Origin of the sequence: Mesorhizobium sp. M8A.F.Ca.ET.181.01.1.1 (genome assembly GCF_004792025.1) — a bacterium.
GTDB lineage: Bacteria > Pseudomonadota > Alphaproteobacteria > Rhizobiales > Rhizobiaceae > Mesorhizobium.
Window position 1 is genome coordinate 237951 of the sequence record NZ_SRTV01000006.1, and the last position, 21515, is coordinate 259465.

Here is a 21515-nt window from a genome sequence, read left to right on the forward strand (position 1 = left end):
GGTGACCGTCATGGCTACTCAGCAGACCCGTTCGCTTGCCCGATTCATGATGGCGCCATCCGTGGTGCTGCTGCTGGTCTGGATGGTTGTTCCGCTCGCTCTCACGCTGTGGTTCTCCTTCCAGCAGTACAACCCGCTCAATCCGGTTCGCGATGGCTTCGTCGGCCTCTCGAACTACGCGCTGTTCTATTCCAACCCGGCTTTCCTGCAGTCGATCCTCAACACGCTGGTCCTGGTGGTCAGCGTGCTGCTGATCACGGTGATCGGCGGCATCCTGCTGGCACTGCTCATCGATCAGCCGATGTGGGGCCAAGGGATCGTGCGCATCCTCGTCATCTCGCCGTTCTTCGTCATGCCGCCGGTCGCCGCTCTGGTGTGGAAGAACATGATCATGCACCCGCAATATGGCGTCTTCGCCGACATAGCGCGCTTCTTCGGGGCGCAACCGATCGACTGGTTCGGGCAGCATCCTATGACGGCGATCATCATCATCGTCGCCTGGCAATGGCTGCCTTTCGCGACATTGATCCTGCTGACCGCGCTGCAATCGCTCGACGGCGAGCAGAAGGAAGCCGCCGAGATGGACGGCGCCGGCTTCATCAGCCGCTTCATCTATCTGACGCTGCCGCACATGTCGCGAGCGATCACCGTGGTCATCCTGATCCAGACGATCTTCCTGCTCTCCGTCTATGCCGAGATCCTGGTCACCACCAATGGCGGCCCCGGCTATGCCTCCACCAACCTGCCCTTCCTCGTCTACCAGAAGGCGCTGCTGGAGTTCAAAATCGGCCAGGCATCCGCGGGCGGTGTGATCGCCGTCATTCTCGCCAACATCGTCGCCTTCTTCGCCATGCGCGCCGTCGGCAAGAACCTGGACAAGTAAGGGAGGACAAGATGGCACGCGCAGTCACCACCCAGCACAAGACCATCGCGACGGCAGCCGCCTGGATCGTCGCCCTGCTGATCTTCTTTCCGATCCTGTACACGATCATCACCTCGTTCAAGTCGGAACAGGAGGCGATCCAGGGCTTCAACCTGATCCCGTCGGGAACCTTCGAAAGCTATTCCGAGGTCCAAGCGCAGAGCGGCTATTTCAAGTTCTTCTTCAACTCGGTGCTGCTCTCGGTCGGCTCGACCGTCCTGGCCCTGCTCGTCGCCATTCCGGCGGCATGGTCGATGGCCTTCTCGCCGACCAAGCGGACCAAGGACATCCTGATGTGGATGCTGTCCACCAAGATGATGCCGGCGGTCGCGGTGCTGTTTCCGATCTACCTGATCTTCCGCGACACCGGTCTGCTCGACAGCCGCATCGGCCTGATGGTCATGCTGATGCTGATCAACCTGCCGATCGTGATCTGGATGCTCTACACCTATTTCCGCGAGATCCCCGGCGAGATCCTGGAAGCGGCCCGCATGGACGGCGCCTCGCTGTGGAACGAGATCATCTATGTGCTGACGCCGATGGCGGTGCCGGGCATCGCCTCGACGATGCTGCTCAACATCATCCTGGCCTGGAACGAGGCATTCTGGACGATCCGGCTGACGACCACGGAAGCAGCACCGCTTACCGCCTTCATCAGCTCCTTCTCCAGCCCGCAAGGCCTATTCTGGGCCAAGCTTTCGGCGGCCTCGACGCTGGCCATCGCACCGATCCTGATCATGGGCTGGTTCAGCCAGAAGCAGCTGGTACGAGGCCTGACCTTTGGTGCGGTGAAGTAACGGAAATTGCCTGAAGCAATCGGCGAAAAATAGCTCTCGGGGAGGAAACCATGGGAAACATCACGCTCAAGAACGTCTCCAAATCCTTTGGATCGACGTCCATCATCCCCGGTCTCGACCTGGTGATCGAGAATGGTGAGTTCGTCGTCTTCGTCGGCCCGTCGGGCTGCGGCAAGTCGACATTGCTGAGGCTGATCGCCGGCCTGGAAGACACCAGCGGCGGCACCATCAACATCGATGGCCGTGACGTAACCGGCGAGGCGCCGGCCAAGCGCAAGCTCGCCATGGTGTTCCAATCCTATGCGCTCTACCCGCATATGACGGTTGCCAAGAACATCGCCTTCCCATTGAAGATGGCGGGCGAGGATCAGGCGACCATCGACAGGAAGGTGAAGGACGCGGCGCGCGTCTTGAACCTCACCAACTATCTCGAACGCCGTCCCGGCCAGCTCTCCGGCGGCCAGCGCCAGCGCGTCGCCATCGGCCGCGCCATCGTGCGCCAGCCCTCGGCCTTCCTGTTCGACGAGCCCTTGTCCAACCTCGACGCGGCACTGCGCGGCACAATGCGGCTCGAAATCAGCGAGCTGCACCATCAGCTCAAGACGACGATGATCTACGTCACCCACGACCAGGTCGAGGCCATGACCATGGCCGACAAGATCGTCGTGCTCAACGCCGGCAACATCGAGCAGGTCGGCTCGCCGATGGAGCTCTACAAGACGCCGCGCAACCTGTTCGTCGCCGGCTTCATCGGTTCGCCGAAGATGAACCTGATCGAGGGCGCACCGGCCGCCAAATATGGCGCCAAGACGATCGGCATCCGGCCTGAACATATGCAGATCTCGACCACGGCGGGCGACTGGAAGGCCGCCGTCGGCGTGGCCGAGCATCTGGGTTCCGACACGTTCCTGCACGTCCAGGCCGATGGTGTCGGGCCGCTGACGGTGCGCGCAGACGGCGAACTGGCGGTCCGCCATGGCGACACCATCTATCTCACGCCCGACCAAGCCAAGCTGCACCGCTTCGGCCCCGACGGCAAGGCGATGGCCCAGTGAGGATGGAGCGGTGAGGATGGAGCGGTGAGGCTGACAGGCAAATCGGCGCTGATCACGGGGTCGGCGCGCGGCATCGGCAGAGCCTTCGCCGAAGCCTATGTGCGCGAAGGCGCCACCGTGGCGATTGCCGATATCAACCTCGACGCAGCACGCAAGACCGCGGCTGAAATCGGTGACCACGCCTATGCGCTAAAGCTTGACGTCACCGATCAGGCATCCATCGATGCCGCGGTCAAGGCGGTGGAGAGCAGGACCGGCGGCCTCGATATCCTGATCAACAACGCCGCTCTGTTCGACCTGGCGCCGATCGTGGAGATCTCGAGGGCGAGCTACGAAAAGCTGTTTTCCGTCAATGTCGCCGGCACGCTGTTCATGTTGCAGGCAGCCGCCCGGTCGATGATCGCGCGGGGCAAGGGCGGCAGGATCATCAACATGGCGAGCCAGGCCGGGCGTCGCGGCGAACCGCTGGTCGCGGTCTATTGCGCCACCAAGGCCGCGGTCATCTCGCTGACGCAGTCAGCCGGACTCGACCTGATCAAACACCGCATCAATGTCAACGGCATCGCGCCCGGCGTCGTCGACAGCGACATGTGGGACGAGGTCGATGCCTTGTTCGCCAAATACGAGAACCGGCCGAAAGGCGAAAAGAAACGGCTGGTCGGCGAGGGCGTACCGTACGGCCGCATGGGCAAGCCGGAAGACCTCGCGGGCATGGCCGTGTTCCTCGCCAGCGACGAGGCCGAATACATCGTCGCCCAGACCTACAATGTCGATGGCGGCCAATGGATGAGTTGAGGGGGAAGGCGCTTCTCTCATTTCCTCCAGAGAAGTGCCGAGGGGCGGTGAGGGGCAGCATACTGGAACATCAGGTGCGGCCCCTCATCCTCGCCCTCCCGAAGGAGGCGAAACAGTCGGGCTGCAAATCGGCCAAAGGGTAAAGCAGATGACCGTGAAACTCTCTTCCTCGAGCCTCGCCACGCTTCCGTCCAAGGTCGCAGGTCCGAACTATGACCGGTCGGCGTTGAAAGCCGGCATCGTGCATTTCGGTGTCGGCAATTTCCACCGCTCGCATCAGGCCGTCTATCTCGACGACCTGTTCGGTCAGGGCATCGGCCATGATTGGGCGCTGGTCGGCGCCGGCGTGTTCGACGGCGAGAAGATCGGCCGCGGCAAGCTCGAAGAGCAGGACTGGCTGACCACCGTGGTCGAGCAGGACGAAGGCCACATGAGCGCCCGCGTCACCGGCGCGATGATCGATTTCCTGATGCCGGGCGATGCCGCCGCCATCATCGAGCGGCTGGCCGATCCGGCGATCAGGATCGTATCGCTGACCATCACTGAAGGCGGCTATTTCATCGATCCGGCCTCCGGAGTCTTCAATCCGACTCATCCTGATATTGTCGCCGACGCGCAGCCGGGCGCCACACCAAAGACCGTGTTCGGCATCATCCTGGCTGGCCTCCTGCGTCGCCGTCAGGACGGCATCGTGCCGTTCACCGTCATGTCCTGCGACAACATTCCCCATAACGGCCATGTCACGTCGGACGGTGTGATCGGCCTTGCCCGCCTGATCGACGAGGACCTGGCGAGCTGGGTCAGCGACCACGTCGCCTTCCCGAACGCCATGGTCGATCGGATCACGCCGGCGACCAGCGACCGCGAGCGCAAGATCCTCGCCGACGATTTCGGCCTCGAAGACAATTGGCCGGTGTTCTGCGAGCCATTCCGGCAATGGGTGCTGGAAGACCATTTCACCGATGGCCGCCCGCCGCTGGAAAAGGTCGGCGTGCAGTTCGTCAGGGAGGTCGCCCCTTACGAGCTCATGAAGATCCGCATCCTCAATGGCGGCCACGCCACCATTGCTTATCCGGCCGGGCTGATGGACATCCATTTCGTCCATGAGGCGATGCAGGAGCCGCTGGTGCGCGGCTTCCTCGACAAGCTCGAGCATGACGAGATCATCCCGACCGTGCCGCCCGTGCCGGACACGGTGCTGGAAGACTACTACCAGCTCATCGAGAAGCGCTTCTCCAATCCCAAGATCGGCGACACAGTGCGCCGGCTCTGCCTCGACGGCTCCAACCGCCAGCCGAAATTCATCATCCCGACCATCGCGGACCGGCTGAAGGCGGGCAAAGGCGTTACCGGACTGGCGCTGGAATCGGCGCTGTGGTGCCGCTACTGCTTCGGAACGACGGACAGCGGCGCCGTCATCGAACCCAACGACCCGAGCTGGGATCGGATGCAGGCAACGGCAAAGGCGGCAAAGGCCGCGCCTGCCGCCTGGCTTGCGATGGACGACATCTATGGCGATGTCGGCCGCGCCACCGCCTTCGTCGAGGCCTTCGCCCACGCGCTCAACGTGCTCTGGGCCAATGGCACGCGCGCCACGCTGACGCGCTACATCGCCGGCAAGCTCTGAGAGCCAGCCGGCACCATGACGCCTGAACTGGTCATCTTCGACTGCGACGGCGTGCTGGTCGACAGCGAGGCGCTCTCCGTCTCGGCGCTGCTCGGCATGATCGAACTTGCCGGCGGCAGCATCGGCGAAGACGCCGCCTACGAACATTTCCTCGGCAAGAGCATGAAGAGCGTGCGCGAGATCCTCGGCCGCGACTTCGGCCTGGAGATCACCGATCGGCATCTCACCGCCCTGCGCGTTGACCTCATGCGAAAGTTCCGCGAGGAGCTGAAGCCGATCGCCGGCGTCAGGGAGATGTTGCCGAAGCTCGGCCTGCCGTATTGCGTTGCCTCTTCCGGTACGCTGGAACGGATTCGTTACGCGCTCGACGTCACCGGTCTGCTCACGCTGATGGAGCCGCATCTGTTCAGCGCCGCCATGGTTGCCAGGGGAAAGCCGGCACCGGACCTTTTTCTCCACGCTGCCGCCAGCATGCGGGCGCGTCCGCGCAACTGCCTGGTCATCGAGGACAGCCCCGCCGGCGTCGCGGCAGCACGCGCGGCCGGCATGCACGTCTTCGCCTTCACCGGCGGCGCGCACGCCGGCAATCCGGGATTGAAAGCGCGGCTTGCTTCGACCGAACCGGACTTTATATTCGCTGACATGCTGCAATTGCCGGATCTGATTGCAGGCCTGGGAGCGAGAGTTAGAGCATCTTGACGAAACAGTTTGTCTGCGCGGTCGATGTCGGCACCGGGAGCGCTCGCGCGGGCATTCTCGACGCCAGTGGTTCCTTGCTCGGCCGTGCCGAGCGGCCGATCGCCATGAATCAGCCGAAGCCCGATCATGCCGAGCATGATTCACGCGACATCTGGTCCGCCGTCTGCACCGCCGTGCGTGCCGCGCGGGAAAAGGCAGGCGTCGCCGCCGAGCATATCGCCGGTATCTCCTTCGATGCCACCTGTTCGCTGGTCGTGCGTGACAGGCAAGGCGGCCAGCTCAGTGTTTCGACCACCGGTGACAAGCGCTGGGACACCATTGTCTGGCTCGACCATCGCGCCATCGCCGAGGCCGACGAATGCACCGCAAGCGGCCACGAGGTGCTGAATTATATCGGCGGCGTCATGTCGCCGGAGATGGCGACGCCGAAGCTGATGTGGCTGAAGCGTAATCTGCCCGGCACGTGGAAAGAAGCCGGCTATTTATTCGACCTGACTGATTACCTGACCTGGCAGGCGACCGGCTCGCTGGCGCGCTCGCAATGCACGCTGACCGCCAAATGGACCTACCTGGCGCACCAGGAAACCGCGTGGCAACGCGATTTCTTCGAACTCGTCGGCCTCGACGATCTTTTTGACCACGGCAATCTGCCGGAGCGGGCCAGCCCGGTGGGTGCCTACATCGGCCCGCTGACGGCGCGGGCAGCGGCAGAACTCGGCCTGACCGAAAACTGCCGCGTCGGCGCAGGTGTCATCGACGCCTATGCCGGCGCGCTTGGCGTGCTTGGCGGCTTTGCCGGCGACGACCAGAATATCGGCCGCCATCTGGCGCTGATCGCCGGCACATCGAGCTGCGTCATGGCGATGTCGCCCGACCCACAGCCTTTCGCCGGCGTCTGGGGACCCTATTACGGCGCGGCGCTGCCGAAGCTGTGGCTGTCGGAAGGCGGCCAATCGGCGACCGGCGCCCTGCTCGACCACATCATCCGCTGGCATGGTGCCGGCGGCGAACCGAACGCGGCCATGCATGCCAGGATCGCCGCGCGCGTCGCCGAACTGCGCGCCGCCGAGGGCGAGAGCCTTGCCGGCCGGCTGCACGTGCTGCCGGATTTCCATGGCAACCGCTCGCCGCTCGCCGATCCGCACGCGGTCGGCGTCGTCAGCGGTCTGACGCTGGATTCGTCCTTCGACAGCCTGTGCAAGCTCTACTGGCGCACCGCCGTCGGCATTGCGCTCGGCGTGCGCCATGTGCTGGAGGCGCTGAACGAGAATGGCTACCTGATCGACACGCTGCATGTCACCGGCGGCCACACCAAGAACCCGCTCTTGATGGAGCTCTATGCCGACGCCACCGGCTGCACGGTGGTCGAACCGCTGGCCGACGAGGCGGTGCTGCTCGGCACCGGCATGGTCGCCGCGACCGCCGCCGGGCTGTTTCCCGACCTCAACGCCGCCTGCCTTGCCATGCAGCAGGGCGGCAAGAGGCGTGCTGCCAACCCGGCCGCCGGCGCCCGCTTCGATCGCGACTACCGGATCTTCCTGGAGATGCACCGGCAACGCCAGGCGCTTGACGCGATCCGGTAGGCTTTGCCTATTGCTTGCGCAGCGACGCGCCTGATGTCGCGTCGAACAAATGGATGCTTTCTTCCTCGAATGTGTAGCGGACAGGGGCATGCAGCACCGGGCATTCGCGTGCCGGTACCAGTGCGCTGATCTCCTTGCCGCCGGAGCCGAATGTCACCAGAGCGTCATTGCCGTGGAATTCGATGAGATCGGCGGTGCCTTGCAATATGCCGGCGGCGCCGTCACTGCCTGTCTTCAGGTCCGGGGGCCGGATGCCCAGCACGGCGCGATCGCCAGGCTGGAGATGAAAGCCCGCCCCGTCTAACGAAAGCACCGTTCCGGCGCCGGTCAGCGTCCAGCCGTTCGCCGCCCTGCCGACCGTCACCTCGATGAAATTCATGTTCGGCGTGCCGATGAAGCCGGCCACGAACATATTGCCCGGCCGGCCGTAGATCTCCGCCGGCGAGCCGACCTGCTCGATGACGCCATCCTTGAGCAGCACGATACGGTCGGCTAGCGTCATCGCCTCCAGCTGGTCATGGGTGACGTAGACGGTGGTGGTCTTCAGCGACTGGTGCAGCCGCGCGATCTCGACGCGCATATGGTTGCGCAATTTGGCGTCCAGATTGGACAACGGCTCGTCGAACAGGAACACCTTGGGCGTCTTGATCATCGCCCGGGCGATCGCCACGCGCTGCTGCTGGCCGCCGGAGAGCTCGGCCGGCTTGCGGCCGAGATAGGGGTCGAGCCCGAGCGTCCTCGACACCGCTTCGACCCGCTTGCGGATTTCGGGCGCCGGCACCTTCTGGCGCCGCAGCCCGAAGGCGATGTTGTCGAAGATCGTCATATGCGGGTAGAGCGCGTAGTTCTGGAACACCATGGCGATGCCGCGGTCGCCGGGATCGAGGTCGTTGACTACCTTGCCGCCGATCGAGACCTCGCCGCCGCTGATGTCCTCCAGCCCCGCCAGCATCCGGAGCAAGGTCGACTTGCCGCAGCCGGACGGGCCGAGGAAGACGACGAATTCGTGCTCCTCGATCGCCAGGTTGAGGTCGCGGATCACCGTGGTGGCGCCATAGGCCTTGTCGACATGGGAGCAAACGATCGCGGACATGGTCAGCCCTTTTCGCCGGTAAGCAGGATCTGCAGCTTGACGTCCTGCGGGTTGCCTTCGGCGGCCCGTTCGAACGCCTTGATGCTGTCGGCGAAATCATAGGTACCGGTGATCAGCGGCTTGAGATCGACCTTGCCGGAGGCGATGAGTTGCAGCGCGCGGTCGAAGATGTTGGCGTAGCGGAACACCGTCTCGATACGCACTTCCTTCGAGATCGCCGCCGGAACGTTGAGGCTCACCGGTTCGACCGGAAGCCCGACCAACACCACCGCGCCGCCCGGCCGCACGACGTCGAACAGGTCGGCGAAGGCCTTCGGGCTGCCGCTCGCCTCGAAGACGATGTCGGCGCCCCATTTGTCGGTCGCGGCGGCGACGGCATCGACCAGCGACCGCTCGCCGATATTGACCGGCAGGATGCCGGCATATTGCGCGGCGATCTTCAGCTTGGGCGCGGAAAAATCGGAAATCAGCACTTTCGAGCAGCCGCCGGCAAGGGCGGCAAGCGCGATCATGATGCCGATCGGGCCGCAGCCGACGACGACGGCGACATCGCCCGGGACGATGCGGGCACGGCTTGCCGCCTGCATGCCGATGGCGAAGGGCTCGACCATCGCGCCCTCGGCGAAGGAGACATTGTTCGGCAGCCTGTAGGTGAAGGCCGCCGGGTGGACGGCGAAGGGCGCCAGCACGCCATGCACCGGTGGCGTCGCCCAGAAGCGCACGTCGGGATCGACATTGTAGATGCCGAGTTTTGTGGCGCGCGACGACAGGGTGGGCACGCCCGGCTCCATGCAGACGCGGTCGCCGACCTTCAGGCTGGTCACATTGGCGCCGACCTCGACGATGGTGCCCGCCGCCTCGTGGCCGAGCACCATCGGCGCCCGCACGATGTAGCTGCCGATGGCGCCATGCGTGTAATAGTGCACGTCGCTGCCGCAGACGCCGACGGTGTGGATGGCGATCCTGACATCGTCCGGCCCGACATCGAGCGGCAATGCGATCTCGCGCAGCGACAATTCACCTTTTTTCTCAAGCACCAAAGCCCGCATCGGGTCGTCCTCACTTCAACTCTTTTTTTGCCGGAAAACGGAATTCAGGAAACCGCTGAGCACGCCGAGGAACAACAGCGGCGGCAGCGACAGGAGCACGACCGAGGCGTTCAAGATTCCCCACGGCACGTTCATGCCTTGCTGGGACAGTTCCGAGGCTACGATCGGCAAGGTCTTGGCGTTGGAACTCGACAGCATCAGCGCGATCAGGAATTCGTTCCAGACCAGCACGAAGCTGAAGGCGACCGCGCCGATCAGCGAGCGGGCCGCGACCGGCAGCGCGATCCGCCAGAACACCGCGTAGGCTCCGTAGCCATCGACGAAAGCTGCTTCCTCGATCTCCTTCGGCACGCCCTGGAAGGCTGGAATGGCGAGCCACATGATGACCGAGATGGTGAGCAGCGAGTAGGTGACGATCAAAGCCGGCAAAGTGTCGTAGAGGCCGAGTTGCAGCCAGATCACCATCAGCGGGATCGCCACCGCCACCGGCGGCAGGAAGCGCAGCGACAGCACGAAGAACTGGATGTCGCCGGCCCAGCGGTTGGGATAGCGCGCCACCGCGTAAGCCGCGGGCAGGCCGAGCACGACGCCGATCAGCACGGCTGTGCCGCAAGCGACGACCGAATTGTAGAGGCCGGTGATGACGCTGTCGCGGCCAAGGATGTAGCTGATGTTGGCAAGCGTCGGCGTAAACACTAGGCGTGGCACGCGGGTGATGATGTCGACGCTGTTCTTCAGCGAGTTGAGCGCCGTCCACAGCAGCGGGAACACCGCGATGAAGCCGGCGAAGGCCAGGATGGCCTTGGCTATGATGCGGCCGGGCTTCATGCCTGCACCCGCTTCCACAGCATGGTGAAGGTGATGACGGTGGCGATCATCATCAGCACCGCCATGGCCGAGGCATAGGACACCTTGCCGGATTCGATGAAGCCTTGCGAGAAGGCGTACATGTCGAGCGTCTCGGTCGCCACGCCCGGCCCGCCGCGGGTCATCACATAGATCAGGTCGAAGGAGCGCAGCGATTCGATCATCTTGACGAACATCAGGCTGATCAACGGCGCCTTCAGCATCGGCAAGGTCACATAGGCGTGGATCTGCCAGCGTTTGGCATGGTCGAGCCTCGCGGCCTCGATTGGCTGCGGCGGCAAGGTCTCCAACAGCTTCAGCACGATGACGGCGAAGAACAGGCCCCATTGCCAGACATCGACCGAAGCGACGGCGAACAAAGCCGTCGACGGCTTGGACAGCGGGTCGAAGATCAGCCCGCCGGTCAGCAGGCGGTAGGGGTAGGTGGCGATGCCGTAGAGCGGGTGGTAGGCGAACTTCCACACGAAGGCCGCCGAGACGCGCGGCAACAGCACCGGAATGATGAACAGCAGGCAATAGAGGTTCCGCAGGCGCGGCGCGGCGACCTCGAACATCAGCACGCCGAGCCCGATGGCCACCACCATCGTCGCGACGACGGTGACGACCTCCCACTTCACCGATACCCAGACGGCGTTGAGGAAGCGGCGGTCGGAGAACAGGTCGACAAAATTCGAGAACCAGACCCAGGAATAGGCCGTCGAACTCAGCTCGCGGTTCTGCAAGGCGATGATGATCGCGTAGAGCGTCGGCACCATCGACAGGATCAGCAGAATGACCAGCGTCGGCACGACAAAGGTCACCGGCAGGGATGAACGTCGAGGCATTGGTCTCAGGCCTTGCTGTGTCTCGAATGTCCGGCGTGGCGGAACCGGCACGCGGATGTTTCAGGGAAAGGCAGGCCCTCCTGCGACGCACAGGTCCCGGCATTTTCCGGGAATGCTTGGGACCGCGCGCCGCAAGAGGGAGGGGGCTATTTCTTCACCAGCTCATTGGCATAGGCCTCGAGCTCGTTGAGGCTGCCCTTGACGTCGGTGCGTGTGCCGGCGATCAGCTCCTCGAGGATAATGCCCCAGCGGTCGCCGAGATCAGGCCAGCGCGGGTCCTGCCAGAAGTTGACAGCCGTCACCTTGCCGGTTTCGGCCAGCGCCTGGCCGAGATCGGCGCCGTAGATATCGGCGAACTCCTTGCTGGACAGGATGCTGGTGCGGTTCAGCTCACCGAACTGGTGGGCGTCGAGCCGGCGCTTCTCGTTTTCCTTCGACGTTGCCCAGGCGATGAACAGGCCGGCGCATTTCTTCGAAGCGTCGTCGGCATTGGCTTTTGCAGCAATGGCGAGGCCATGGCCGTAGCCGCCGCCGGGAAGCGGCGAGGGTGGCGGCAGGAAGCCGATCTTGCCGACCACTTGCGAGGTCTTCGGATCAACCGCCATGCCCGAAAGCGGCGTCGATTCGACCAGGATCGCGACCTGGCCCGACAGGAAGGCGCCGGTCGATTCATCCCAGCTGCCGGTCTGCGTGCCAGGAGCGGAATCCTTGAACAGTTTCAGATAGGTCTCGGTTGCCTTGACGGCGGCGTCCGAATTGAAGGCCGGCTTGTCGCCGTCGAACCATTTGCCGCCATAGGCCTTGAAGAACGGCATCCAGCGCCAGACATTGGCGCCCGAGCCGCGCGCGCCACGCAGCGCGATGCCGTACATGCCCTTGTCGGCGTTGGTCAGTTTCGGCACGTCAGCGATCAGCTCGTCCAGCGTTTTCGGCGGCTGGATGCCGGCGGCCTCCAGCACGTCCTTGCGGTAGACCATCAGGTCGCCGCCGCCGGTCAGCGGTGCGAACCAGACCTTGCCGTCATAGGTGGCAACCTTCTGGCGGCCGGGGTCGAAGTCGGCATAGTCATAATCAGCCGGATAATAATCGGTCAGCGGCACGATCCATTTCGACGAGGCGAACAGCGCCACGTTCGCTTCATCGACATAGTAGACGTTGTAGTTGCCGACCGTGGAGGCGTCCGCGCGCGACTTCGCCCGCCGGTCGTTCTCGTTCAGATAGTCGATCTTGAAGCTCGCGCCGGAGAGCTTCTCGAACTCGGCCTTGGAGTCCTCCAGAAGCGTCAGGCCGTCACGCGGCTGCGCCAGCACCTTGACCGGCGCCGAGCAGACCGGCGCCTGCGCCAGGGCAAGGGTTGAGACGGTAGCGGAAAGCACGAAAGCTGCGCCGAGGCTGGCAGCGAGCCGAACTGGTTTCATGATCTTTTCTCCTCCAGGAATACGTCGCGGGAAGCGCAGGTCCTCGGGTTACGCGATCCTCACCATCGCCCGAACGACTTGCCACCCATCGCCAAAATGCGCGGTTGCGATGGGCCAAGCTAGAAGCCCCGTTGCAGCAGACCTGTACTTTTATGCATTGTGCAACGCAAAAGCCGGCCTCCTTATGGGGAGCCTGTCACACGAGTATCGATCTGGTCCAAAACGATGATTCAGGAAGCGCTTATGCGCGCATCGCCAGACGCTGTCGCGACAGCTTGCGATAGGATGACGGCGTCATCTTGTGCTTGCGCAGGAAGGCGCGGTTGAAATTGGAGATGTTCATGTAGCCGACCTGGAAACAGATATCGGTGATCGGGACGTCGGTATCGGCCAGAAGCTTGCAGGCCTGCCAGAGCCTGAGCTTGGCAAGATGGTCGCTGAACGAATTGCCGGTGTTCTTCTGGAAGAAGCGCGAGAAAGTGCTTTCAGTCATGCCGGCCAGATCGGCCATGTCAGGCAGTTTGAGATCCTCGGCGAAGTGCTGGAACAGATAGGTCAGCGTGCGCTGGATGATATCGAGCGAAGCGGCGTCGAGAACCGGCGAGAAATCCGGCGACGACAACAGCTCGTATTCGTCGGTCCTGGCCAGCAGGTCGACCAGTTCGAGGAACAGGCAGAGGCGGGCGAGCCCCTGCACCGTGCCCATCCGCTCCATGAGCGCGGCGCCTTCAAGCGCGGTTCGGCCGTGGAAGACGATGCCGCGCAGCGACCGCTCCAGGAACGGCTCCAGTTCGCGCAGTTCCGGCAACAATCCCGCCGATCCGCGCAGCCGCTCGGGATCGAATTGCAGCACGATGTCACGGCCCTCGATCAATTCGTCCGGCTGCACCGCGGTGACCCAGTCATGCGGCAGGCCGCCGCCGACGATGGTCAGGTAGCCCGGGCCGAACTCGCCGATATGGTCGCCGACCAGCACGACGCCGGAGGACTTCCTGAGCAGATGGATCTCGTATTCCGGATGAAAATTCCAGACATTGCGCTCCCAGGGATAGTCGTCGAGGCGCCACAGGAAACTGTCGCTCGCCTCGGTGACGATATGCTCGAAGGAAGGCACCGTGCGCGGGATCGCGGCCGGGTTCTTTCTGCGCCTGAACGCCATCCTGCCTCCCACATTCGCCGGTTGCCAATGTCCAATCCGTAGCAGCCCCCGGCCGGCAAGGGAACGAGGCGACGCCTGCCGGGCAAAGCCGCTGGCTCAATCTGTTCACGCGCCTCCTCCCTTGCCTTCATGTCGCATTTCGTTCAATAGACGGCGCAAACGCCGCGAAACCGAAGGTTTTGCCGTTTGCAATGCGGCTTCCGGCTCTTTGCCGATGCGCCGCAACCTTGAAAGAGCAGGACAATGTCCGCGATCGAAGCCGGCGCCCGCGCGCCGGAAAATCTTTGGCGCCAGGAAATCAGGGCGACGCTGGCGCTGGCCTGGCCGATGGTGCTGACCAATCTCGGCCAGACGGCGATGACCGCGACCGACGTCATGATGATGGGGCGCCTCGGTGCCGATACGCTGGCCAGCGGCGCGCTTGGCGCCAACCTCTATTTCATGCCGCTGATCTTCGGCCTCGGCCTGATGCTGGCGACCTCGCCGATGATCGCCACCGAGCTTGGCCGCCGCCGCCATTCCGTGCGCGACCTGCGCCGCACCGTGCGCCAGGGCCTCTGGCTGGCAATCCTGATCTCGATCCCGATCTGGCTCGTTCTCTGGCACGGCGAGGCCATCCTGCTGGCGATGGGGCAGGAGCCCGCGCTGGCGCATCAGGCCGGCATCTATCTGCGCTGGCTCGAATGGGCGGTGCTGCCCTTCTACGGCTACATCGTGCTGCGTTCGTTCATCTCGGCGCTCGAGCGGCCGGGCTGGGCGCTGGTCATCGTCTTCGTCGCCGTGGCTTTCAACGTGTTTGCGAACTGGGTGTTCATGTTCGGCAATCTGGGTGTTCCGGCGATGGGCATCGCCGGCTCGGGCCTTGCCACCTCGCTGTCCAGCACGCTGATGTTCGTCGGCATGGCTGTCGTGGTGATGTGGGAGAAGAAGTTCCGGCGCTACCATCTGTTCGGCCGCTTCTGGCGGTCCGACTGGCCGCGCTTCAAGGGCCTGCTGCGGCTCGGCCTGCCGATCGCCGGCATCCTCGCCTTCGAGGTGACGATCTTCAACGCGGCGGCGCTGCTGATGGGCCTGATCGACGCCGATTCGCTGGCCGCGCACGCGATCGCCATCCAGATCGCCTCGATCTCCTTCATGGTCCCGCTCGGCCTCAACCAGGCGGTGACGGTTCGGGTCGGACTGGCGCATGGCGCCGGCAATCCCGAGGGCGTGTCGCGTGCCGGCTGGACCGCCTTCGTCATCGGCGTTTCGTTCATGGCGCTGATGGGGCTGGTGATGGTGCTTTGGCCGCATCTCCTGATCAGCGCCTTCATCGACCTGGGCAATCCCGCCAATGCCAGGGTGATCGCGCTTGCCGTGTCGTTCCTGGTCTTTGCCGCCCTGTTCCAGGTCTTCGACGGCGCGCAGGCGGTTGCCGCCGGCATGCTGCGCGGCCTGCACGACACCAAGGTGCCGATGATCTATGCCGCGATCGGCTACTGGGGCGTCGGCCTGCCGCTCGGCGTGCTGCTCGCCTTCCATTTCGGCTTCCACGGCGTCGGCATCTGGATCGGCCTGTCATCGGGGCTGGCCGTGGTGGCGGCGCTGCTTCTGGCGCGCTGGCTGCGGCGCGACCGCATCGCGCCGTCGCTGGCGTTCGGACATTGAGACCACGGGTGCCGATAGCAAAGGGCCGCATGGCTCAACATCGCTGCTCATCAAATGGCGCTATCAGAAGCGCCGAGACGCCAGACCTGCCGAAATCGCGCCAAATGCGGAACTCACTCAATGTTCAAGCGTTGGCGGATTTCAATCAGGATTGAGGCACACGATGGATATCCAAGGTATTTACGCCGCTCTGGCCACGACGAATATGGCAGCGTCGGAGCGCTTTTACACACTCCTGTTCGAACGCCGGCCGGACGACCGTCCCATGGACAGCCTGATCCAGTGGCGTGGCGTCGCGGGCGCAAACATCCAGATATTTCTCAATGAAAGCAACGCTGGATCAAGCATGTGCACGATCGTCGTGCCAAACATGGACAAGGCCCGTGCATCGCTGGAACGCGTGGGCCTGACCCTGGGAAAAGAAAAAGCCGGCGATTTCGGCAGGGTGGCGCATATTCGCGATCCGGACGGCAATCAGCTCACCCTGGCCGAGCCACCCGGCGCCACCCAAGCACGATGAGGGGCCCCAACGCCGGGTGATTGCGTTCACCTTGTCATTCCTGGTCCTTGCCATTGGTTGGGCAATTCCCGTTTTCGTCTGGCTCAATCAGTTGCCGTCCGACGACGTCGCGCAGAGCAGCCTGCGGATATCGCCGAACCCGGCGATCGACCCGAACACCAGCGCCGCCACCGCGACGAAGAACACCGAACTTTCAGTCGTGATTCATCCCGTTGACGCCGGAACTACGCCGCCTGGACGATCTCGACCAGTTCAACGTCGAACACCAGGTCCTTTCCGGCCAACGGATGATTGCCGTCTAGCTTGACGCTGGCGTCGTTCACGCCGACGACCGTTACCGGCATGGGGCGCCCCTCGCTGGTTCTGACCTGCAATCGGGTACCGATATCGACATTGATGTTATCCGGCACGCGGGCGCGGTCGATGGTCATGACCGCTTCGGGGCGGTGGGGGCCATAGGCGGCTTCGGCGGGAACGGTGACGGTGCTTTTCGCGCCGACCTCCATGCCCTCGACATGGGTTTCAAGACCGGAGATCACCTGCCCTTCACCCAGGGTGAATTGCAACGGTTCGCCGCCGGAAGCGTCGAATTGAGTGCCGTCGGCCAGACATCCAGTATAATTGATGCGCACGGTGTCGCCATTCTTGGCCTGTGTCATGGCAGTTATCCTTTTGGGAGCTTTTTGAGGGGACCGGCCAGAGGTCACGGTCCCGTTTTCGATCATCCACGCACCAAAGTGCGCGGCGCGAAACTCTAAAACTAGGTGACCGGCTGCAGATGTAAAGCGCTGGAGCTGCCAAACGGCTTCTCCATGTGCCGCCTTCATTCGCGTGCGGCCTGCGCGATAATGCCCGCCGCCGGCCTTCAGCGCAGGTCAAGCCACCACCGAAATCACTCAATGTAGTCGCGGTCGATGTTGGCCAACGCAACGTGCTCTCGCGGCTCAGATCGCCGACGCTCGCTTCTCAAGTCTGCGCGCATATTGCGTCAGTGGAAAGCACATGACGAAGAAGATGAGCGCCACCAGTCCGTAGACTTTGAACGGCTCGAAAGTGGCGTTGTTGATGGCGTTCGAGGTCCGCACCAGCTCCTCGAAGCCGATGATCGAGGTCAGCGCTGTCGACTTGATCAATTGCACCAGGAACCCGACGGTCGGCGCGCGGGTGATGGCGAACGCCTGCGGCAGGATGATCAGCCTGAGTTCCTGCAGATAGTGCAGGCCGAGGCTGGCTCCGGCATCCCATTGACCAAGCGGCAGCGCGTCGACACCGGAGCGCCAGATCTCGGCCAGATAGGCGCTGGCGAAGAAGGTCAGGCCGAGCACGGCCGCCGTCCAGGGCTCGATGCGTAGGCCGAGCATCGGCAGACCGAAGAACATCAGGAAGAGCTGCATCAACAGCGGCGTTCCCTGGAACAGCGCGATATAGCCGGAGGCAAGGCGCCGGCTCCATTTGTTCCTGGAAATCCGCAGGAACAGCACCGCCATCCCGACCACGGCGCCGCCGACAAAGGCAGCCAGCGACAACAGCACCGTCCAGCGTGTGGCCAGCAGCAGGTTGCGCACGATGTCCCAGAGGGTGAACTCGATCATGACACGCCAGCTCCGAGCGCGCGGCGCCCGCCGGTGACCAGCAGCCGGCGCAGGGCCATCGACAGGGCGAGATAGACCAGCGTCACGACGAAATAGGTCTCGAACGAGCGAAAAGTGCGCGCCTGCAGCATGTCGGCCTCATAGGTCAGCTCGCGCACGGCGATCTGCGACACGACGGCCGACTCCAGCATCATGATGACGATCTGGCTGGTCAGCGCGGGATAAATCACCTTGAGCGCCTGCGGCAGTACGATCTTGATGAACACCTGGCGCGGCCGCAGCCCGAGTGCCAGCGCCGCTTCCGTCTGCCCGTGCGGCACCGCGTCGAGCCCGGCGCCGACGATTTCGATCGTATAGGCGGCCATGTTGAGCGTCATCGCCAGCATGGCCGCGAGGATCGGGTCGAGCCTGATGCCGAGGCTCGGCAGACCGAAGAAGATGAAAAACAGCTGCACCAGGAAAGGCGTGTTGCGCATCACCTCGACATACCAGGCGATGGCGTGGCGCAGCAGAGCGGGACCGTTTCGCCGTCCGGCGGCCCCCAGGATGCTGAGCAGCGTTCCCGCCAGCGTTGTCACGGCGATCAAAAGGATCGTCGTGGCGGCGCCGTGGGCGATGTCGCTCACGGCACCTGGAAGCCAGCCGAAGGCCACGGCAGCTCAATCCTTGAGGTTGTCGGGGTTGAGCGGCGTCTTCAGCCAGGCCTTCGAGCTTTCATCCAGCTTGCCGTCAGCCAGCATCTTGGCGACGGCATCGTTGACGGCCTTCTTGAGGGCATCCTCATTCTTGTTGAGGCCGATATGCGAGGGCGAGGTCAGAAGCTGGAACTTCTGTTCCGGCTTCAGCACGTCCTGCTTCGCCAGAACCTGGGCGCCGACATCGTTGCCGACGACCATCAACTGGGTCTGGCCGGAAATGAAGGCCTGGATCACCGAATTGTAGTTGTCGAAGCGCTTGATGTCGGCAGAAGCGGGCGCTGCCTCGGTGAGCGAGGTGTCTTCCAGCGTGCCGCGATTGACGGCGATCGACTTGTCGGCAAGGTCTTCCTTGCCCTTCACCGACATCGCCGCCGGACCGATCACCGCGATGTAGTACGGCGCGTAGGCGGCGGCGAAGTCGATGACCTGCTCGCGTTCCTTCGAGTAGCCGACGCTCATCAGGATGTCGACGCGGTGGTCGTTGAGGTAAGGGATGCGGTTCTGGCCGGTGACGGCCACGGTGTTGAGCTTCACCTTGAGCGTGTCGGCGATGTACTGCGCGACATCAATGTCGTAGCCCTTGAGGCTCATGTCGGCACTGGCCGAGGAGAAAGGCGGGAAGTCGGCGAAAACGCCGACATTGATGGTGCCGGCCTTGGTGATATCGGCCAGCGCGTCGGCCTTGGCCGCCTGCGTGGCGAGGCCGAGACCTGCCGCGCCCAGGACCAGGACGGCGGCGATGGATGATTTGAACGTCGATCGGATTGTCATTGTCATTCCCCTTCTGGATGCTTTTGATTGTTTGGGTCGGCCGCCGGCTCCAGCGCGGCGGCCGCCTTTGCTTTCCGGCCGTCAGGCTCCCTTGCCGGCGAGGGCCGGGCTGAACACCATCAGGCTCAGGATCTCGAACAGCACCTGCGCGCCGGCATGCGCGGTGTTGGTGGTCGCGTCATATTGCGGCGCCACCTCGACGACGTCGCCGCCGACGATGTTGAGGCCCTTGAGGCCGCGCAGCAGCTCGAGCACTTCGCGCGTGGTCAGCCCGCCGACTTCTGGCGTGCCGGTGCCCGGCGCGAAGGCCGGATCGACGCTGTCGATGTCGAAGGACACATAGGTCGGGCCATGGCCAACGATCTTGCGCGCCTTCTCGATGATGGCGGGAATGCCGAGCCCGGTCACCTCCTCGGCATGGACCACGGTCATCCCGGACTCGTAGGTGAACTCCCACAGATACTCGGCGGCGCCGCGTATGCCGATCTGGATGGTGCGCGTCGGGTCGAGCACGCCGTCCAGCACCGCGTTGCGGAACGGTCCGCCGTGGTGGAATTTGGTCAGGTCGAACAGCCCGCTGGTGTCGCAATGGGCGTCGATGTGGATGAGCCCGACCGGCGCCTTCTTGCCGACAGCCTTCAGGATCGGGTGCGTGATCGAGTGGTCGCCACCGACCGACAATGGGATGACACCGGCGTCGACGATCTGATTGATGCGCCGCTCGATATCCTCATGGCTGGTCTCCAGCCTGTAGCGGCTCTGGAACGGAACGTCGCCGATGTCGGCGACCCTGAGCTCATGCGTCGGCGCGCATTCCAGCACATGATTGTAGGGGCCGATGCGCTCGATGGCCCGCAATGCGCGCGGCCCGAAGCGCGAGCCCGGCCGGTTGGTGACGCCAAGATCCATCGGCACGCCAATGATCGCCACCTGCAGGTCACCAAAGTCCGGATTGTCAGCGGCGATTTCGCGATAAGGCGCCGTGAGGAACGTCGGGATGCCGGAATAGGGCGCCAGCCGCGTGCCGCTCTTGGAAAAGATCTTGTCGGCGACCTTGCGGAATTTCGGGTCGAACATCTCGCCGCCATGGCTCTCGCCATATTTGCGACGCAGCGCGTCGAGCTTGCCGCGATCGTATCCCATATCCGCTCCTCCTCAGGTGATGCAGTGTTGCCGTCGGTGATCTCGGGCGAACCGACCGTCATCCGGCCGGGCCGCTGTCCCGCTGGCTGAATGCAGATTTCACGTCTTGATGTTGTTCCAGGCAAAAGTGTCCGGCAGCCGCATTGAAAAAGCAATTGATATTGTTAGGGTGGTTTCTGTGAGAAAATCTCACAATGAAGCCGAGCGCCCATGGCCAAGCGCCTGCCACCTCTCAACCCGCTGCGCGCCTTCGAGGCCACGGCGCGCCATGCCTCGCTGACCAAGGCGGCGAGTGAGCTGAATGTCACGCATGGCGCCGTCAGCCACCAGATCAAGGCGCTGGAGCAATCGCTCGGCGTCAAGCTGTTCGAACGCATCGGCCAGCGGGTCAAGTTGACCCCGCATGGCGCCGAACTTTTGCCGGCGGTGTCGACGGCCTTCGACGGCATCGCCGCCGCAACGCAAAGGCTGACGCGGCCGGCAAGCAGCGGCGCGCTGTCGGTGTCCTGCGTGCCGGCGCTGCTGCTTTTGTGGATGACGCCGAGGCTCGGCAGCTTCACCGCGCAATATCCTGATATCCAGCTGACGCTCATCCCCTCCAACGACCCAAGGGATATCCGGGCGCCGCATATCGATGTCTGCGTGCACTAAGGCGATGGCAGCTGGACCGATTGCTGGATGCGCAAATGGTCGGGCCTGGAGCTGTTCCCGGTGGTCAGCCCGACGCTGATCAACAACCGGCCGATCCGCAATGTTCGCGACCTCGCCGACCATGTCTTGCTGCATGGTGACGATGGCCGCGAGTGGCACACCTGGCTGGCCGCCGCCGACGCGCTGGACCTGGAGCGCGGTCGGCGCCATCATCTCGGCGATGCGCGCATGACGGCGGAGGCCGCGGTGCACGGCCATGGCGTGGCGCTGGGCGACTCGGTGACGGCAAGCGCGCTGCTGGCCAGGGGCATGCTGGTCGCTCCGTTCAGCCTGTCGGTGCCCGCGGTCGATGATTTCTATGTCGTTTGCCGCAACGAAATGCGGGCGACGCCGATCGTGCAGGTGTTCATGGACTGGCTGTTCGCCGAGAAGGCCGGGGATGACGGCCGCGCCGGCGCCCCCGTGGCGGGCCGCCTCGTCACCCGCCGTAAACGTCCAGCGCTCAAGGTGATGGGCGGCAAACCCTCGTAGCCGCACGCAGGGCTTTCTTTTTGTCGGGCCAACCTGAAAGCGGGCAGCGTTTTGGTCAATTCGATGCTATGAGG

The 21515-nt window shown here is 63.8% G+C and carries 20 protein-coding genes and 1 pseudogene; 10 read left to right on the forward strand and 11 right to left on the reverse strand.

Features of this window, described 5'->3' with window-relative positions; all coding sequences use genetic code 11:
* The first annotated feature begins 10 nt into the window (after window positions 1-10).
* The 7 genes from EN824_RS22225 (at window position 11) to EN824_RS22255 (ending at window position 7478) form a co-directional block, all read left to right on the forward strand.
* Entirely contained in the window at window positions 11-883 is an 873-nt protein-coding gene (locus EN824_RS22225) for a sugar ABC transporter permease (RefSeq protein WP_127275237.1), read from the forward strand.
* A gap of 11 nt (window positions 884-894) precedes the next feature.
* Window positions 895-1719 carry a carbohydrate ABC transporter permease gene (locus EN824_RS22230; protein WP_127275236.1) on the forward strand — a complete coding sequence of 275 codons (825 nt, stop codon included), beginning with the start codon at window positions 895-897 and terminating at the stop codon, window positions 1717-1719.
* 50 nt (window positions 1720-1769) lie between these two features.
* Entirely contained in the window at window positions 1770-2774 is a 1005-nt protein-coding gene (locus EN824_RS22235; RefSeq protein ID WP_127275235.1) for an ABC transporter ATP-binding protein, read from the forward strand.
* Window positions 2775-2798: 24 nt separating this feature from the next.
* The gene (locus EN824_RS22240; protein ID WP_127275234.1) at window positions 2799-3569 is read left to right on the forward strand and encodes an L-iditol 2-dehydrogenase; all 771 of its coding nucleotides are present in this window, start codon (window positions 2799-2801) and stop codon (window positions 3567-3569) included.
* 148 nt (window positions 3570-3717) lie between these two features.
* Window positions 3718-5196 (forward strand): mannitol dehydrogenase family protein, encoded by a 1479-nt coding sequence (locus EN824_RS22245; RefSeq protein WP_135921940.1) that lies wholly within the window; start codon window positions 3718-3720, stop codon window positions 5194-5196.
* A 15-nt stretch (window positions 5197-5211) separates the two neighbouring features.
* Window positions 5212-5895 (forward strand): HAD-IA family hydrolase, encoded by a 684-nt coding sequence (locus EN824_RS22250; RefSeq protein ID WP_135921941.1) that lies wholly within the window; start codon window positions 5212-5214, stop codon window positions 5893-5895.
* A complete protein-coding gene (locus EN824_RS22255) occupies window positions 5892-7478 on the forward strand; it encodes an FGGY-family carbohydrate kinase (protein ID WP_135932711.1) in 1587 nt (528 codons plus the stop codon). Before EN824_RS22250 ends, EN824_RS22255 begins: the two co-directional genes overlap by 4 nt.
* A 7-nt stretch (window positions 7479-7485) precedes the next feature.
* Here the strand turns inward: EN824_RS22255 and ugpC are convergent, their stop codons facing one another.
* The 6 genes from ugpC to EN824_RS22285 form a co-directional block, all read right to left on the reverse strand.
* Entirely contained in the window at window positions 7486-8571 is a 1086-nt protein-coding gene (gene ugpC / locus EN824_RS22260) for a sn-glycerol-3-phosphate ABC transporter ATP-binding protein UgpC (RefSeq protein WP_127279274.1), read from the reverse strand.
* Between the two features lie 2 nt (window positions 8572-8573).
* Window positions 8574-9620 (reverse strand): NAD(P)-dependent alcohol dehydrogenase, encoded by a 1047-nt coding sequence (locus EN824_RS22265; RefSeq protein ID WP_127279275.1) that lies wholly within the window; start codon window positions 9618-9620, stop codon window positions 8574-8576.
* A 15-nt stretch (window positions 9621-9635) separates the two neighbouring features.
* Complete coding sequence (locus EN824_RS22270) at window positions 9636-10448, reverse strand: carbohydrate ABC transporter permease (RefSeq protein WP_127279276.1); 813 nt, start codon at window positions 10446-10448, stop codon at window positions 9636-9638.
* A complete protein-coding gene (locus EN824_RS22275; RefSeq protein ID WP_127279277.1) occupies window positions 10445-11311 on the reverse strand; it encodes a sugar ABC transporter permease in 867 nt (288 codons plus the stop codon). Before EN824_RS22275 ends, EN824_RS22270 begins: the two co-directional genes overlap by 4 nt.
* Window positions 11312-11457: 146 nt before the next feature.
* Complete coding sequence (locus EN824_RS22280; RefSeq protein WP_127279278.1) at window positions 11458-12729, reverse strand: extracellular solute-binding protein; 1272 nt, start codon at window positions 12727-12729, stop codon at window positions 11458-11460.
* 241 nt (window positions 12730-12970) lie between these two features.
* On the reverse strand, window positions 12971-13888 hold the full coding sequence (locus EN824_RS22285) for an AraC family transcriptional regulator (RefSeq protein WP_127871272.1): 918 nt from the start codon (window positions 13886-13888) through the stop codon (window positions 12971-12973).
* Between the two features lie 243 nt (window positions 13889-14131).
* Between EN824_RS22285 and EN824_RS22290 the strand changes: the two genes are divergently transcribed.
* Window positions 14132-15535 carry an MATE family efflux transporter gene (locus tag EN824_RS22290; RefSeq protein ID WP_135932712.1) on the forward strand — a complete coding sequence of 468 codons (1404 nt, stop codon included), beginning with the start codon at window positions 14132-14134 and terminating at the stop codon, window positions 15533-15535.
* A gap of 163 nt (window positions 15536-15698) precedes the next feature.
* On the forward strand, window positions 15699-16055 hold the full coding sequence (locus tag EN824_RS22295) for a VOC family protein (RefSeq protein ID WP_127279975.1): 357 nt from the start codon (window positions 15699-15701) through the stop codon (window positions 16053-16055).
* Between the two features lie 224 nt (window positions 16056-16279).
* Here EN824_RS22295 and EN824_RS22305 read toward each other — a convergent pair whose 3' ends face one another.
* The 5 genes from EN824_RS22305 to speB all read right to left on the reverse strand — a co-directional run bounded on the left by EN824_RS22305 (window position 16280) and on the right by speB (window position 20259).
* A complete protein-coding gene (locus tag EN824_RS22305; protein ID WP_127279976.1) occupies window positions 16280-16714 on the reverse strand; it encodes a peptidylprolyl isomerase in 435 nt (144 codons plus the stop codon).
* A gap of 285 nt (window positions 16715-16999) precedes the next feature.
* Window positions 17000-17647 carry an amino acid ABC transporter permease gene (locus tag EN824_RS22310; protein WP_127279977.1) on the reverse strand — a complete coding sequence of 216 codons (648 nt, stop codon included), beginning with the start codon at window positions 17645-17647 and terminating at the stop codon, window positions 17000-17002.
* On the reverse strand, window positions 17644-18300 hold the full coding sequence (locus tag EN824_RS22315; protein WP_127279978.1) for an amino acid ABC transporter permease: 657 nt from the start codon (window positions 18298-18300) through the stop codon (window positions 17644-17646). The genes EN824_RS22310 and EN824_RS22315 overlap by 4 nt, the downstream gene beginning before the upstream one ends.
* A gap of 6 nt (window positions 18301-18306) precedes the next feature.
* Window positions 18307-19116: a transporter substrate-binding domain-containing protein gene (locus EN824_RS22320; protein ID WP_127279979.1), complete on the reverse strand. Its 810-nt coding sequence runs from the start codon at window positions 19114-19116 to the stop codon at window positions 18307-18309.
* Between the two features lie 81 nt (window positions 19117-19197).
* Window positions 19198-20259 carry an agmatinase gene (gene speB, locus EN824_RS22325; protein WP_127279980.1) on the reverse strand — a complete coding sequence of 354 codons (1062 nt, stop codon included), beginning with the start codon at window positions 20257-20259 and terminating at the stop codon, window positions 19198-19200.
* Between the two features lie 210 nt (window positions 20260-20469).
* On the opposite strand from speB, the pseudogene gcvA reads away from it, so the two are divergent.
* Window positions 20470-21441: pseudogene (gene gcvA, locus EN824_RS22330) on the forward strand (transcriptional regulator GcvA).
* Window positions 21442-21515: the final 74 nt, after the last annotated feature.